Raw genomic sequence first — 15,305 nt, 5'->3', positions numbered from 1 at the left:
AATGAAAATAAAAGCAGTTTTTATTGCTGCTGCATTTGCAGTCGCTTCATTGCCTGTTTTTGCGCAATCCAACCTTAAGGAAGGCAACAATAATTTCGCACTCTATACCAAATCGAAGGAATTCAAATATTTGGAAGCCGCGCGTAAATTTGCCGACGAAGCGTATAAAACCAGACGCGATACGAGTAGTTTCAGAAATAACTTATTGCGTGGTTTGGTTTACAGCACCTTAGCGGTGGTCGATTCCAACCGCACGCAAAAGTATACGCTTGACCCGACAGACGTCGCGTTGGCTACGCTTAAGCGAATGACCAATAAGCAGCTGAGCTACGAACATGGTCCGGAGATCGACTACATCAAGCGATCACTGGCCAATGCTTACCTCATCAAAGCGAACCGTGCAGTCGCAAATGCGAATTATCAGGATGCCCTCCAACAATATCGCAAGGTGGATTCCATCAGCGGATCAGCGATCGACGTGAAGCACAATTTGGCGGTATTGAGCACCAAAACCGGCGGAGATGATGATGCTATCAAACGCTATCAAGGATTTATCGGCCAGCGGGAAACCTCTTCCCCTGTTTACATTCTGGAGTTGGCGGAGCTGTACCGGAAAAAGGGCGATGGCGGTGCTGTGCTCAACACGCTGCTCACCGGCAGGGAGCAATTTCCGGAAAGCAAGGAGATTTTGTTTTCCCTGATCAACACGCACCTCGCTAACGAATCGTATGGCGCAATCGTACCCTTAGCAAACGAAGCGATCGGGCATGAGCCGGAGAATGTAAACCTGAATTACATCGCAGGCTATGCCAATGAAATGGAAGGCAATACAGACGCTGCCAAGAAATTTTATGAAAAAGTCATCAGCCTCGATGCAAACAACTTTGACGGCAATCTGGAACTTGGTCTATTGTACTTAAGGGAGTACATTGCCAGTCCTGAAAATCAAGATAAGCAAAACAAAGCACAGGAATATTTGTTGAAAGCAAATCAAATCAGGCCTTCCGAGGTGAATACATTGAAATCCCTGGCAGTCCTTTACGATCAGTCGGGAGATATCATCCAATTGGAACGAGTAAATAATATATTAAATCAACTCACAATAAACTAAGATCATGAAAGTGAAATCCATTTTATTAGGCGCGTTGGTACTTGCAACGTCCGCTGCCTTTTCGCAAACCAGCAACGTCAGAAAGGCAAAAGCGAGCTATGATAAGTACAATGAAGTGAAGGCCATCGGAAATCCCACGTTGGGAGTGGCTGACTTGAATACCGCCAAAGAAGCATTGGAAAAGGCGATAGCACACGAAAAAACAAGCGGATTGGCCGAAACGTGGACGTATTATGCATTGGTAAATGCAGACTTGGCCCTGCTGGACTCTACCGGAGGAGCCGACAGTACGATCCAGAAGGCCATGGCTGCCCGCGAAAAGGCCGTAAGCCTCGACACGGAAAAGGAAAACGAGGCCAACTTGAATATACTCAACTCGATCTTGGCACAGTATCAATTGAACCAAGGGGTGAAAGCCTGGGATAGCCAGGATTTTGAAAACGCATACAAAGCATTTGACGGCGGATTGAAGTACCTTCCCGGTGATACGACGCTGTTGTATTATTCGGGACTGGCAGCGGTGAATACGAAGAATTACGATAATGCGTTGGAAAAATATGTGGCGCTTGTGCCAATCGATAGCTTTTCCAATAACAAACAGATCATCCTGGATGTATCGCGTTTGTATTTGATGCAGGGTGATACCACCAATGCCATCAAGTATGCCGAATTGGGAGCCACCAAATATCCGCAAGACAACGAAATAGCTACGCAAAACATCGAGTTGAACCTGATGGCGGGTAATGAAGAGAAGATCATCAATACAATCAACGAACAAATAAGCCAGGCACCGGACAATAAAAACCTGCACTATTACCTGGGCATTGCATACAGCGAAACAGGTGACATGACAAAGGCAGAGGCGGCTTATAAAAAAGCGTTGGAGATCGACCCGAATTACCTCGAGGCGAACATCAACCTTGGAGGCTTGATCTTAAATAATGGTATTGACCTGTTTAACAAAACGAACAACGCCAGTCTCCCCCAAGCGGAATACGATGTAGAGATCAAAAAGGCTTACGCCATGTTTGATTCGGCACTCCCCTATCTGGAAAAGGCCGTCGAAGTGGATGGCAAATCCTATTTGGCATTGGCCAACCTGAAGAAGTATTACGAGATCAAGGAAGATAAACCCAAAATCGATGAGTTGCAGGCGCGCATAGATGCGTTGCAATAGCTTCGGGTCAACAGGATAAAGCAGCCCATGGATTAGTTTCCATGGGCTATTTTTTTGCATATCCGCTTGATCAGACCGGGTCCTTCATAGATGAATCCGGTGTACAGCTGTATCAATGCAGCGCCGGCTTCCAGCTTTTCCAGGGCATCTTCCGGCTGGTGTATCCCCCCCACGCCGATGATCGGAAATGCGCCATTGGATTTGGCGGTCAGGTATCGGATGACTTCCGTCGAACGGCGAGCCAAGGGCCTACCGCTCAGTCCACCCGCTTCCGAGGTCTGGCGCTGCCCGCTGTTCAAGCCTTCACGCCCGATGGTCGTATTGGTGGCAATGACACCAGCGATTCCCGTTTCCCGAACAATATCCACGATATCATCCAATTGGCTATCGGTCAGGTCTGGCGCTATTTTAAGCAAAATCGGCTTCGATAGGTCGTTCTTTCGGTTTCGTTGTTGCAGGGTGTTCAGGATATGCGTCAGGGGTTCCTTTTCCTGGAGTGCGCGCAAGCCCGGGGTGTTTGGTGAACTGACGTTGACCACGAAATAATCGACCACGTCGAATAAGGCATCGAAGCAACTGATGTAATCGCTTACCGCATCTTCATTGGGCGTCGTTTTATTCTTGCCGATGTTTCCGCCAATGATCAGGTGCTGGCGGTGTTTCAGCTGGCGGAGCCGGGCCGCGGCTACATCTACTCCTTGGTTGTTGAATCCCATCCGGTTGATGAGGGCCTCATCAGATACCAACCGGAATAAACGGGGTTTATCATTACCCGGCTGCGGGCGGGGTGTTACCGTACCGATCTCGATAAACCCGAACCCCAGTGCCGCCATCTCCGCCACACACTCGGCGTTTTTATCAAAGCCAGCGGCGAGGCCGATGGGATTCTTGAATTTCAACCCGAATACTTCACGTGCCAGTTTAGGATGGTCATAGCCATAGATCGCCTCAAGCAGGCGCTTACTTCCCCACAGCTTGCAAAATGTGCGCAGGCCGCTGGAAACGGTATGATGTGCAGACTCGGGGTCGAGCGAAAAAAGCAAAGGCTTGATCAGTTTATACATGCCGCAAAGGTAGGGATTGATTTACGATTTTAGATTTAGGATTTTAGATTTAGGGTTTATGGCTGACAACCGATCGCTCGCGACTTACGACTTTTTACTACCTTTGCATCCGCAATGATATCGATAAATAATCTCACATTTGAAATAGGTGCCCGGGCACTGTACGACGAGGCCAACTGGCATATTAAACCGGGAGATAAAACGGGCCTGATCGGCGCAAACGGAACGGGCAAAACGACCCTGCTGAAACTGATCGTCGGCGAATACAAGCCTACGGAAGGCACGATATCGATGGCGAAGGACATCAAGATCGGTTACCTCAACCAGGATCTGCTGTCCTACCAATCTGACAAAAGTATTTTGCATGTCGCCATGGAGGCCTTCGAACGCCAAAACCAGCTGCATACGGAAATCGAACGGTTGCTTGAGAAACTGGAAACCGACTATTCGGATGATATCATCCAGAAACTCAGTGACAAACAGACCGAATTTGAAGCGTTGGATGGCTATAACATCGAGTACCGCGCCCATGAAATCCTGGCGGGCTTGGGCTTCAGTGACAACGACCAAAAGCGGCGGCTAGCCGAATTTTCAGGGGGCTGGCGGATGCGGGTAATGCTGGCGAGGATATTGCTCCAAACGCCCGACATCCTGTTGCTCGACGAGCCGACCAACCACCTCGACCTGCCTTCTATCAAATGGCTGGAAAATTACTTGCAGGCCTTCGAGGGCGCAATCGTCATCGTGTCGCATGACCGCTATTTCCTTGACCGCGTGGTCGACATCATTGTTGAGTCAAAACGGGGCAAGCTCGTCCAATACGCCGGCAACTACAGCTTCTACCTGGAGGAAAGGACGCTGCGCGAAGAAATACAGGGCAACCAGTATAAAAACCAGCAGGCTAAAATCAAACAGGAAGAGCGGCTGATCGAACGGTTCCGCGCTAAGGCCAGCAAAGCGAAGATGGTGCAATCCCGTATCAAGGCATTGGAACGCATGGAAAAGGTAGAAGATGTGGATGACTACAATCCCTCCGTCAACTTCCGTTTCAAGTTCAGCAAACAATCCGGACGGCACGTCGTACGCCTGGAAAACATCAGCAAATCGTATCCCGGTATCCCCATCCTCGAACACGCAGACGCGATCATCGAGAAGGGCGATAAAATCGCGCTCATCGGCGCCAATGGCAAGGGTAAATCGACCCTATTGCGCATCGTAGCCAATGCCGACAAGGATTTCAATGGAACGTGCGAGACCGGGCATAACGTCACGCAGACGTTCTTCGCACAGCACCAGCTGGAAGCCTTGCATCTCGACAATGAGATCCTGCGTGAACTGCAGACGTTTGCCCCTAAACATACCGAGACCGAACTGCGCTCGATCTTAGGCTGTTTCCTTTTTACCGGAGACGACGTGTTCAAAAAAGTTCGCGTGCTTTCAGGGGGTGAAAAATCGCGGGTAGCCCTGGCCAAAGCGCTCACCGCCGATGCCAATTTCCTGGTGCTGGATGAGCCGACCAACCACTTGGATATCCAGTCTGTCAATATTCTCATCCAGGCCCTTAAACAATTTGAAGGTACCTTTATCGTCGTTTCTCACGATCGATATCTGTTGGATAACGTCGCGAACAAAATTTGGTACATCGAAGACCGCAAAATCAAGGAATATCCGGGCACGTATCAGGAATACGAAGATTGGATGGCCAGGCGAGGGCCAGTTGCTGTCGAAGCCAAGAAGGAATCCAAAACCGAGAAACCGGAGCCCAAAAAGGATAAACCGCAGAAAAGCGAAGACAAGGACCGGCAAACGAAAAAGTTGCATAAAACACTGGAAGAACTTGAACAACGCATTACGGATGTTGAAAAGGACATTAAAGACGCCGAATCGGTGATGGCCCAGGAAAGCACCTATGCAGATAGTGAAACATTAAGTGCCGTATCGGATCGATACCATGCACTCAAAAAAGAGTTGACGGCACTCCAGGGGCAATGGGAAAGGCTGGCGGAAGAAATCATGACACTGGAGGGTTAGCGGTTGGTGATTGGGAGTTTGGTATATGATGGTGAAGAAATTTGTTATACTGGTAATACTTGCACAGGTGGCGCTGTGTGCGATGGCGCAGAAAGCGAAAAAGCGTGCATCACGCGAGCGCAGTCCGCAACAAGAGTTGGTCTATGACAACATCAATTACCTCCCGGCGATCAAGACGGTCCAATTCCACCCGCTGGATGAAGAGTATACGTTGCCGGTCATGGAGCTGCACAGCGACGATCAATTGACCCTGTCTTTTGATGATCTGCGGGGGGATGTCCGCAATTATTACTTCAGCATCGAGCATTGCGATGCCGATTGGAAGGCCAGTAGATTATCCCCGCTGGAATATGCCGAAGGCTTTAACGAGGAGCGTATCCTGACATATCAACCGTCCGTCAATACGCTTCAGCCGTATACGCACTATCGCGTTGAGTTCCCGACCAACAATGTCAAACCGAAGTTGGCGGGCAACTACCTGCTCAAAGTATATGAAGATGCCGATAAAACCCGGTTGATCATCAGCAGACGCTTCTACGTATTGGCGCCGTTGATGACGGTATCCCCGGAGTTGGTCCCTTCGATGGATGTGGCCAAACGGAGGAATAACCAAAAACTGAACCTTAAGGTCAACACCGGGGGACTGACCATCAATAATCCCTACCAGGATGTCAAGATCTTGGTCATGCAAAACCAGCGGCCCGATATCCAGCAATGGCTCACCACTCCCCTATTTGTCAACAACAAGGAGCTCACCTACAACGACAACAGGACGCTGGATTTTGCGGGAGGCAACGAGTTTCGATACATTGACCTCCGCAGTACCCGCCTGGCATCCGAACGGGTGGCCAACCTCGAGATAGACAGCGCGGTGCGGGCCACGCTCGTACCCGATCAACAGGATGCCGGAACGGCCTACGCCTCCACATTTGATGAAAACGGCGCTTTCTTCATCCGCAATCAGGACCGAACTGATGCCGATACGGAATCTGATTACGTCTGGGTCACCTTTACCCTCGATGACGATGCCGTCACGACGGGATCGGTGTATGTCGTAGGTGGATTTAACGGCTACACCCGAGACGAATCGAACAAGATGGTGTACGATGCGCAGCAGAAGAGATGGGTATGCACCCTCCTGCTCAAACAGGGGTTGTACGACTATGAATACGTCCATGTCGACGCCTCGGGAGCAGCCGATCTATCCTTTTCCAGTGGCAGCCACTTCGAAACAGACAATACCTATCAGATCCTGATCTACAACCGCCGCCAGGGAACGACCTGGGATGAATTGGTCGGATATACCGTAATAGCCACCGATCACTGATCACCGGTCACCTGCCGGTCGCCAACCGCCAACAGCTTTTCCTGCAACATGCGCGAAATCCGATTGAAGTAGCGCTTCTGCTTATACCCCATCACCCATTGTACGCCATGGATGGCATTCGTGTGGAATATTTCATCGGCTTCATTCAGGATGTCGGGACTGATCTGGGCTTCGATGACCTCCAGTCCGTTTTCCAGGGCGATTTCGATGATCACCTTGCGCATCACGCCGTCGATACAGCCCTCGCTGATGGCCGGCGTGTACAGCTTCTTGTCATACCATACGAATACGTTCGAACTAAGCGATTCGCAGAGAAACCCCTCTTGGTTCAGGATCAGCACGTCGTCCAGCCCTTTCTTTTTACGGTATAGTCCGGCCATTACATACACCAGGGCATTGGCAGATTTCAATTTCGACAGTTCGCTGTAAGGCTTGCGATATTCCGTATACACGTCGACGATCAGGCCGAGCTTTTGATGCTTCACGTCATCCGAGTCGAGCCTCGATACATTCATCACGTAAGCTGCATCATTCTGCAGGGGACTATACAGTCCATTGCCATTCCGGTAAACCTGAAGCCGTACCCGCACATGCTGACCTTCTAACCCATTTTTGCGGATCAGCATGGCTGCACGCGAACGGATAAATTGCTCATCAAAGTCGGCAGCCCGCTCCAACTGCAACATATTCATCCCCCGATGAAGCCGCTCCACGTGAAGACGCAGAAAACGGATATCCCCATCCATCCATCGCATCGTCTCAAAAACGCCGTCGCCATACCGGAAACCCCGGTTATCCCCGGTAAAAATGGCCTCTTTCTCAGGCACTAGTGTATGATTAAAATCGATATAATGTACTGGCATGAATCGTTAATTTGAATTCCCTAATCCTTATTCTTTTCACCTTTGCTCGTGCCACCTTGCCCCTACCCCTTCTCCTGCTGAGCGACGTACCCTCTCCATTTTTCTAAACATAAACGAAAATCCTCGGGCAATGGTGTGCTGAATTCCATTTGTATTTTGGTCGTGGGGTGTACGAATCCAAGACGCTCCGCATGAAGCGCCTGCCTGGGCAACAGGGCGAAGCAATTTTCGACGAATTGCTTGTATTTGCTGAATACCGTGCCCTTCACGATGCGATCGCCTCCATACACTGCGTCGTTGAATAGCGGCCGGCCGATGGATTGCATGTGCGCGCGGATCTGGTGCGTACGGCCGGTCTCCAGTTGACATTCGATCAAGGTCACATAGCCCAAGCGCTCCAACACGCGATAATGGGTGACCGACCATTTCCCCTTATCCGGATCGTCATACACCGCCATCACCTTCCGGTCCCGCACGCTGCGGCCGATATACCCGCTGACCGTGCCGCCTTCTTCCAGATCGCCCCATACGAGGGCGATATACTTGCGCGATATACTATGATCGAAAAACTGTTTGGCCAAATACGTTAACGCCCATTCATTTTTACCAATGACCAACAGTCCGCTGGTGTCCTTGTCGATGCGGTGTACCAGTCCGGGCCGGCCCTCGTTTCCGGGCAGCTGGGGCATGGTTGAAAAATGATATACTAACGCATTGACCAGGGTACCCGTATAGTTGTTGTATCCCGGGTGCACCACCATCCCGGCAGGCTTATTGACGATCAAGAGGTCATCGTCTTCATATGGGATGTCCAACGGTATGTTTTCCGGATAGACTTCGGTATCGCGCGGCGGATGGGGCAGCACCACCGAGATCACATCCAGGGGTTTCACCTTGTAGCTGGCCTTGATCGGCTGACCGTTGACTAGTACGGTTTCGGCTGCGATGGCGTTCTGGATACGGTTGCGCGAAGCATTCTCGATCCTGTTCATCAAGAACTTATCGATGCGTAATAAGGCCTGTCCCTTATCTACCGTGATACGCAGGTGTTCAAACAAATCCTGCTCGTCTGACTCCTGCAATTCCAACTCGTCTGCCATGGCGCAAACTTAGCTAAATACGCGGTAAATTCGATATTCGCGCTGTAAAAACACTTGGAGCCAAGCGGGGATGCTTGGAGTCAAGCGGGGATGCTTGGAGCCAAGCGGTCAGGCCGGAAGCCGCTATTGCGCTTGTTTGCAAAGCCTATATATGGCGTGCATTGAAGCCGTTCCGCTTCGCTGCACTTCCTCCATACACTTGGTCTGCTGCCAGCATGGTTGGGGCTGCCATGGCTTTGCTGCTCAGCGCTTCCTCCGGCTTCAATGCCTTCCCGCTTTTGGCTCCTGCGGGAGTTGGGAGGGGTACCCCTGTCGGCATGCCAAGGCAGTGACGGTATCGGGTGGCACCGGACCGGCATAGCCTGCGTAGACAGCAACCGGCAGCCCGGCATGCCCTGGATATGCTATCACCGCGAAGCTTACGAAAGACAGCGAACTGACGAACGTAAGGCAATCCGGTGGGGTGGCTTCGGTTCGTTGCCGGGCATGCGACAACGGATGCAACAGAGCAGGCAGCCGAAGCGCCTTGCCCACTTGGGTGCGTCCAAGTGGGAGCCCTCCGCCGGCTTGAGGCGGAAGCCTGCGGCAATGAGTTGCAAGGAAGCAGTCCAGCCGGAGTCGCTTTGACAGGATCCAAGGACACACTAAATTTGGGATAAGTCCAGCTGACGTTTAAGCTATGCCATGCATTTTACTTAAGTTTGCGGAAACAGCATGCTTCCATTCGATTTCCATAGCCCTATAGAACCCCTCGATTTCCCATTATTCAGGGAAAAGTCGATCACCGTGCACATCAAACGGGACGACATGATCCATCCATTCATTTCGGGCAACAAGTGGCGCAAGCTGAAGTATATCCTTCAAAAGGCCTACGACGATGGCAAGAAGCATTTGATTACCTTCGGCGGACCGTGGTCCAATCACCTATTGGCTACCGCCTGCGCTGGAGCCAGATTCGGGTTCAAGACCACCGCTTTCGTACGGGGAGAAGCCGTTTCCAATCCACTGCTCACCTTATGCAAGGTCTTCGGCATGGAGCTGCGGTATGCGGACCGGAGGGCTTATCGGGATAAACCGGCGCTATTCGAGCAATCCTTCGGAGGAGCACAGGACGCCTATTTCGTCGATGAGGGCGGATACAGCGTGGAGGGCGCCAACGGTTGCGCAGAAATCTTCGAAGATCTGGACCAACCTTACGACCACCTCTTCTGTGCCTGCGGTACGGGCACGACACTGGCGGGATTGGCGGCAGGCAGCCGGCAACGGGGCGGAAGCACGAAGATCCATGGCGTTCCTATATTGGCCGGTGGGGAATTCCTTTCAGCCGCCATTGCCGGATTGTATCCGGATGATGCCCCGCCAGACGTGATATTGCACACGGACTATCATTTTGGTGGATATGCCAAGACGACACCCGAATTGCTGGCATTCATCAAGCAATTCAGTGCAAATACCGGTATCCTCCTTGAGCCGGTGTATACCGGCAAGGTGTTCTATGGCCTCTTTGATCTGGCGCAACGCGATTATTTCAATGCCGGAGATCGGATACTTGTCCTCCACACCGGCGGACTAACAGGCATCCTGGGCATGTACGAGCGGTTTGGATGAGGACAAATATCCGCTGATATATTTGCCACTCACCCACTAAAGGTGTACATTTGGGGATAACCAATCCATGGTACACCATGTATAAAATAGCCGTAAAACCTGACGAAGTACATCAGACATTAGCGAAACACATTTTGGCCGATGGCTATGATATGACCTTCGATATGGAACGCAGCCAGGGGGTCACCATCTACGATGCGAAGCATCAGCGAGAACTGCTGGATTTTTTCACCTGCTTTGCCTCTGTACCGTTGGGGTACAACCACCCGAAGATGACCGGTGACGATGCGTTTGTCCAAAGCCTGCTTCGCGCTGCGTTGACAAACCCCTCAAATTCTGATGTATACACCGTTGAATATGCACACTTTGTAGAGACATTCGGACGGGTGGCTGTCCCCGCTTACCTCCCCCACGCATTTTTTGTTTCGGGTGGGGCGCTCGCCATCGAAAATGCGTTGAAAGCCGCGATGGACTGGAAGGTGCAGCAGAATTTCAGGAAAGGCTATCCGCGTGAAAAAGGCACGAAGGTCCTTCACTTCGAGCAGGCATTCCACGGTCGGTCGGGTTATACCCTGAGCCTTACCAACACCCACCCTGATAAAACCAAGTGGTTTGCTAAATTTGATTGGCCGCGGGTGAGCAACCCAACACTGACCTTTCCCCTGACGGCGCAAAACCTCGACGATGTGCAGCAGCGGGAAACACGGTCCATCGACCAGATCAAGCAGGCGTTCTTGGACCATCAGGACGATATCTGTGCTATCATCATCGAACCCATACAAGCCGAGGGTGGCGACAACCACTTCCGCATGGAGTTTATGGAGCAGCTACGGGTACTTGCTGATGAAAACGAAGCCCTATTGATCTACGACGAGGTACAGACCGGCGTGGGGTTGACGGGTAAGTTCTGGGGCCATGAGCATTTCGGGGCGAATGCCCGTCCGGATATCCTCGCTTTCGGCAAGAAAATGCAGGTATGTGGCATACTCGCAGGCCCTCGGCTGGATGAGATCGAAACGAATGTTTTCCGTGTGCCGTCACGGATCAACTCCACATGGGGTGGCAGTTTAGTGGATATGGTGCGCGCCACCAAGATACTGGAAATCATCGAGGAAGACCAACTCTTGCAGCAGGTCGAGCGCAACGGCGGTCACCTGCAACGGCAACTGCTCGACCTGGCTGTCCGGCACCCCCAGGTATCCAACGTGAGGGGGAAAGGGCTTTTCTGCGCGTTTGACCTACCGAACAAAACCCTCCGGGACGCGTTTTTGAAAGCATCCATGCAGCAGGGCGTGCTGTTTCTCGGATGCGGCGACCGCGCTATCCGGTTCAGGCCCGCACTGATCATGCCGCAGGAAGCCATTGACCGCGGGATAACCGTTGCCGACCGTGTATTGTCGGCCTTGGCATGACGCTCATTAAGACCGGCTATAGTTGGGCGCTTCTTTCGTGATGGTGATGTTATGCGGGTGGCTTTCGCGTAAACCTGCGCCGGTAATTTTCACAAAACGCGCATTTTGCAGTGCTTTGATATTCGGTGCTCCGCAATAACCCATACTGGCACGCAGGCCGCCCACATACTGGTATACGACTTCGGTCAGGGTACCTTTATAGGGGACACGCCCGACAATACCCTCGGGTACCAGCTTCTTGATATCGTCTTCCACATCCTGAAAATAACGGTCTTTCGAGCCTTGTTCCATCGCTTCTACCGAGCCCATGCCGCGGTATGATTTGAATTTGCGGCCCTCGTAGATGATCGTCTCACCGGGAGCTTCCTCCACACCAGCAAACAGGGAACCGGCCATAACCGTATCCGCCCCTGCCGCAATGGCCTTGGCAATGTCGCCCGTCTGTTTGATCCCGCCATCCGCAATCACCGGAACACCCCGTTCGCGTAGCGCCTTGGCCACCTCGTATACCGCATATAGTTGCGGTACCCCCACCCCTGCAATGATACGGGTAGTACAGATAGAACCCGGTCCGATCCCTACTTTTACCGCATCGGCGCCGGCATCGGCCAGGTCAATGGCCGCTGCCGCCGTAGCCACGTTGCCTACAATGACCTGGAGACGAGGGTATGCGGCTTTGACCTCCTTCAGTTTGTCAATAACACCTTTGGAATGGCCATGCGCGGTATCAATCGTCACGACATCAACCCCGGCTTTTACCAGGGCTTCCACCCGTTCCATCGTGTCGGCGGTCACCCCAACGGCTGCCCCGACGAGCAACCGGCCATGGCTGTCCTTGGCCGCATTGGGAAAGTGCCGGTACTTCTGTATGTCCTTGAACGTAATGAGTCCCACGAGTACATGGTTATCGTCTACAACAGGCAGTTTTTCAATCTTATGGTTCTGGAGGATGGCTTCCGCCTTGAGCAGGTCGGTACCGACCGGTGCGACGACCAGCCCCTCCTTGGTCATCATTTCGGTAATGGGGCGCTTCATGTCCTTTTGGAAGCGGAGGTCGCGGTTGGTCACGATACCCAGCAACCTATTGGTACTGTCAATGATCGGGATGCCGCCGATCTTATGCTCTCGCATGATCTGGAAGGCATCGCTGACCGTAGCATCTTCGCGCAGCGTCACCGGGTCTTGTATCATACCGCTTTCCGAGCGTTTCACTTTACGCACCTCGGCCGCCTGATCGGCGATGCTCATGTTCTTATGCAACATACCCAACCCACCGGCCTGCGCCAGTGCAATGGCCAAATCAGCACCGGTGACCGTATCCATCGCAGCCGATACCAAGGGAATGTTCAAACGAATATCTTTGGTCAAATGCGTTGTTGTATCCACATCTCGGGGCAGCACTTCGGAGTAAGCAGGAATTAAAAGCACATCGTCGTAGGTGAGGCCCTCAGCTACGAATTTTTCAGGATCTAAATGCATGGCAAATATGTGTTGGGATTACTATTTGCCGGGCAAAGGTACTGATTTTTTGTGTCTTTTACAAGTAAAAAGAAAATCAAAATGGTCCCTTCGCTTAGCGACACCAAGTGAAAGGACCATGTTGATCTGCTAACCGACGATTAGCTTAGTTAAAGGTGAACTTAAACCCTAAGGTGAAACGTGCGGGTTCGAAAAAGCTGTTATTGCTCAGGTTCCACCAGGGTTTCCAATCGAAGTGAAAAGCAAAGGGCGCCGATGGGATCTTGAATTCCAAACCCGCCGCAGGACGGAGCGCGAAAAATGTTTCGTTGCCATCCCAGTCGTCGTCACCGAACCAGGGACCGCCGCCATCGATAAAGGCCAGCTGTGGGCCAACACCCACGTACCAACTCAGACCGTTCGTTCCACCGATGGGTTTGTTGTACGAATAATCAACACCCAATACGGTGACGTCGTCGCCAAATAGCACTTGTGCGTTCCCCGCGTTGGTGCCGTCAAAAAAATGCTTGATCTGTGGCCCAACCAATGTCGGACCATCTCCCAAATCGACTCCCAAACCCAGGGCGGTTCTGTAACGGCTCTGCGCATAGGTGTCTTGTATGCCCAACACTACGATTGAAGCAACTAATAGGGGTAAAAATACTTTTTTCATCTTGTTATGGTATTTGTGACCTGTAAATGTATGAACGGTTTTTTCGGAAAACCGCTTTATCGGTTGATGAAGCAAATAGTTTGCCAAACTGCAAACCAGAAATCACTTCATTTTCCTGTTGCTCGATCGTATCTTTGCCCAGATTTCAAACACTTGCCCTATGGATCGCCCCGCGCTGAATCACGCTACACGCCTCCACCGCCTGGCTATCGGGTTGGCTTTTTTTATTTACGGCCTATGTTTCGCTTCCTGGGCATCCCGCATTCCCGATATCAAAAACATGCTTGAACTTTCAGAGGGGCAATTGGGCATTGTGTTATTTGCCTTACCCATCGGCACACTTTGCTCGCTGCCTATTTCCGGCTGGATTATCGGCCGGCAGGGCAGCAAACGCGTCGTGCTCGCCTCGGCGGTCCTGTATGCATTATCACTCGCTGGCATCGGGTATTGGAATCAAATGTATAGCCTGATGATCAACCTTGTGTGTTTCGGAGCCGCAGGCAACCTGCTCAACATCTCGGTCAACACACAGGCGGTAGCCTTGAGCAAGCACTACGAAAAACCCATTATGGGTGCTTTTCACGGCATGTGGAGCATCGCCGGCTTCGCGGGGGCGGGCATCGGGGCGCTGATGATCAACCACCAAATCATACCCCTGCACCACTTCATGATCATCTCCGCTGCGGCGACACTGACCATCATCGGTCTTGCTGCCTACCTGATCGGTGATGACCCGGCAACGCAGCGTAAAAAGGAGCCCCTGTTTGCCCTACCGGACAAGCCGTTGGCCGTGTTGGGCGCCATCGCCTTTTGCGCCATGATCGGCGAAGGGACACTTTACGACTGGAGTGGCGTTTATATGGAACAGGTCGTCCGTACAGAAAAGCACTTGATCGGATATGGGTTGAGCGCATTTCTCTTCAGCATGGCCGCTGGCAGGTTTCTGTCGGATTGGACGGTGAAGCGTTTCGGTACCAAGACAACGCTTATCTTGAGCGGGGCATTGAGCTCAGCCGGACTGCTGCTGGCGGTTGCCTATCCGCACTTCGGGGTGGTCATCTTCGCGTTTCTGCTGGTGGGTATCGGCTCTTCCGCCATTATCCCGCTGGTGTATAGCCTAGCCGGACGATCGGGTCGGCTATCGCCCGGCACCGCACTTGCTGCGGTCTCTACTATCGGTTTTTGTGGCTTTTTGGTGGGACCGCCCCTTATCGGTTTCATCGCCGAATTCACAGGCCTCCGTGCGGCTTATACGGTGATTGCCTCCATGGGCATTTTGATCATTGTTTTGACCACAAAAATCAAACAGTCAGCCAGTTAATAACCGTCATAATCGACCGTCAATAAACTGTAAAAATACGCTTCCTTTATACAAAAATTTTATACCTTTGCCGTTCTTAATGAAATTAAGTCGACTTGCTACCGTTAAGCGCTTATTTTATTGAGGTAAATTTATAGAAAGAGAAGATTTATATCAAGCT

Annotated in this window: 13 protein-coding genes; 8 read left to right on the top strand and 5 right to left on the bottom strand. The window is 51.7% G+C overall.

The genetic code is table 11. From position 1 onward, the window contains the following. Position 1: 1 nt before the first annotated feature. Both ACMGDE_RS15510 and ACMGDE_RS15505 read left to right on the top strand, forming a co-directional pair. Complete coding sequence (locus ACMGDE_RS15510) at positions 2-1,111, top strand: tetratricopeptide repeat protein (protein WP_436833734.1); 1,110 nt, start codon at positions 2-4, stop codon at positions 1,109-1,111. A 4-nt stretch (positions 1,112-1,115) separates the two neighbouring features. Then, the gene (locus tag ACMGDE_RS15505) at positions 1,116-2,288 is read left to right on the top strand and encodes a tetratricopeptide repeat protein (RefSeq protein WP_436833733.1); all 1,173 of its coding nucleotides are present in this window, start codon (positions 1,116-1,118) and stop codon (positions 2,286-2,288) included. 32 nt (positions 2,289-2,320) lie between these two features. Here ACMGDE_RS15505 and ACMGDE_RS15500 read toward each other — a convergent pair whose 3' ends face one another. Next, positions 2,321-3,352 carry a quinone-dependent dihydroorotate dehydrogenase gene (locus tag ACMGDE_RS15500; RefSeq protein ID WP_436833732.1) on the bottom strand — a complete coding sequence of 344 codons (1,032 nt, stop codon included), beginning with the start codon at positions 3,350-3,352 and terminating at the stop codon, positions 2,321-2,323. A gap of 114 nt (positions 3,353-3,466) precedes the next feature. On the opposite strand from ACMGDE_RS15500, the gene ACMGDE_RS15495 reads away from it, so the two are divergent. Together ACMGDE_RS15495 and ACMGDE_RS15490 are read left to right on the top strand one after the other, a co-directional pair. After that, positions 3,467-5,383 carry an ABC-F family ATP-binding cassette domain-containing protein gene (locus ACMGDE_RS15495; protein WP_436833731.1) on the top strand — a complete coding sequence of 639 codons (1,917 nt, stop codon included), beginning with the start codon at positions 3,467-3,469 and terminating at the stop codon, positions 5,381-5,383. A 28-nt stretch (positions 5,384-5,411) separates the two neighbouring features. After that, entirely contained in the window at positions 5,412-6,710 is a 1,299-nt protein-coding gene (locus ACMGDE_RS15490; RefSeq protein ID WP_436833730.1) for a type IX secretion system plug protein, read from the top strand. Here ACMGDE_RS15490 and ACMGDE_RS15485 read toward each other — a convergent pair. Then, positions 6,704-7,573, bottom strand: coding sequence for an aminotransferase class IV (locus ACMGDE_RS15485; RefSeq protein WP_436833729.1), 870 nt, complete (start codon positions 7,571-7,573; stop codon positions 6,704-6,706). The two genes, ACMGDE_RS15490 and ACMGDE_RS15485, sit on opposite strands and share 7 nt — an antisense overlap. A 62-nt stretch (positions 7,574-7,635) precedes the next feature. Beyond that, positions 7,636-8,673: an RluA family pseudouridine synthase gene (locus ACMGDE_RS15480; RefSeq protein WP_436833728.1), complete on the bottom strand. Its 1,038-nt coding sequence runs from the start codon at positions 8,671-8,673 to the stop codon at positions 7,636-7,638. 264 nt (positions 8,674-8,937) lie between these two features. On the opposite strand from ACMGDE_RS15480, the gene ACMGDE_RS15475 reads away from it, so the two are divergent. From ACMGDE_RS15475 to lat, 3 genes are all read left to right on the top strand, one after another. After that, positions 8,938-9,300: a hypothetical protein gene (locus ACMGDE_RS15475; protein WP_436833727.1), complete on the top strand. Its 363-nt coding sequence runs from the start codon at positions 8,938-8,940 to the stop codon at positions 9,298-9,300. Between the two features lie 87 nt (positions 9,301-9,387). Next, positions 9,388-10,281 (top strand): 1-aminocyclopropane-1-carboxylate deaminase/D-cysteine desulfhydrase, encoded by an 894-nt coding sequence (locus ACMGDE_RS15470; RefSeq protein ID WP_436833726.1) that lies wholly within the window; start codon positions 9,388-9,390, stop codon positions 10,279-10,281. Between the two features lie 77 nt (positions 10,282-10,358). Continuing rightward, positions 10,359-11,693, top strand: a complete 1,335-nt coding sequence (gene lat / locus ACMGDE_RS15465) for an L-lysine 6-transaminase (RefSeq protein ID WP_436833725.1) — start codon at positions 10,359-10,361, stop codon at positions 11,691-11,693. Between the two features lie 6 nt (positions 11,694-11,699). On the opposite strand, the gene guaB is transcribed toward lat, so the two are convergent. Together guaB and ACMGDE_RS15455 are read right to left on the bottom strand one after the other, a co-directional pair. Then, positions 11,700-13,172, bottom strand: coding sequence for an IMP dehydrogenase (gene guaB / locus ACMGDE_RS15460; RefSeq protein ID WP_436833724.1), 1,473 nt, complete (start codon positions 13,170-13,172; stop codon positions 11,700-11,702). Between the two features lie 145 nt (positions 13,173-13,317). Continuing rightward, positions 13,318-13,824, bottom strand: a complete 507-nt coding sequence (locus ACMGDE_RS15455; protein ID WP_436833723.1) for a hypothetical protein — start codon at positions 13,822-13,824, stop codon at positions 13,318-13,320. 160 nt (positions 13,825-13,984) lie between these two features. Here ACMGDE_RS15455 and ACMGDE_RS15450 point away from each other — a divergent pair, with 160 nt between their 5' ends. Further along, positions 13,985-15,145, top strand: coding sequence for an MFS transporter (locus ACMGDE_RS15450; protein ID WP_436833722.1), 1,161 nt, complete (start codon positions 13,985-13,987; stop codon positions 15,143-15,145). Positions 15,146-15,305: the final 160 nt, after the last annotated feature.

This window comes from Parapedobacter brassicae (genome assembly GCF_051400755.1).
Lineage (GTDB): Bacteria > Bacteroidota > Bacteroidia > Sphingobacteriales > Sphingobacteriaceae > Parapedobacter.
Note: the sequence above shows the minus strand (reverse complement) of the source record. Positions and strands in the feature narration are given on the sequence as shown.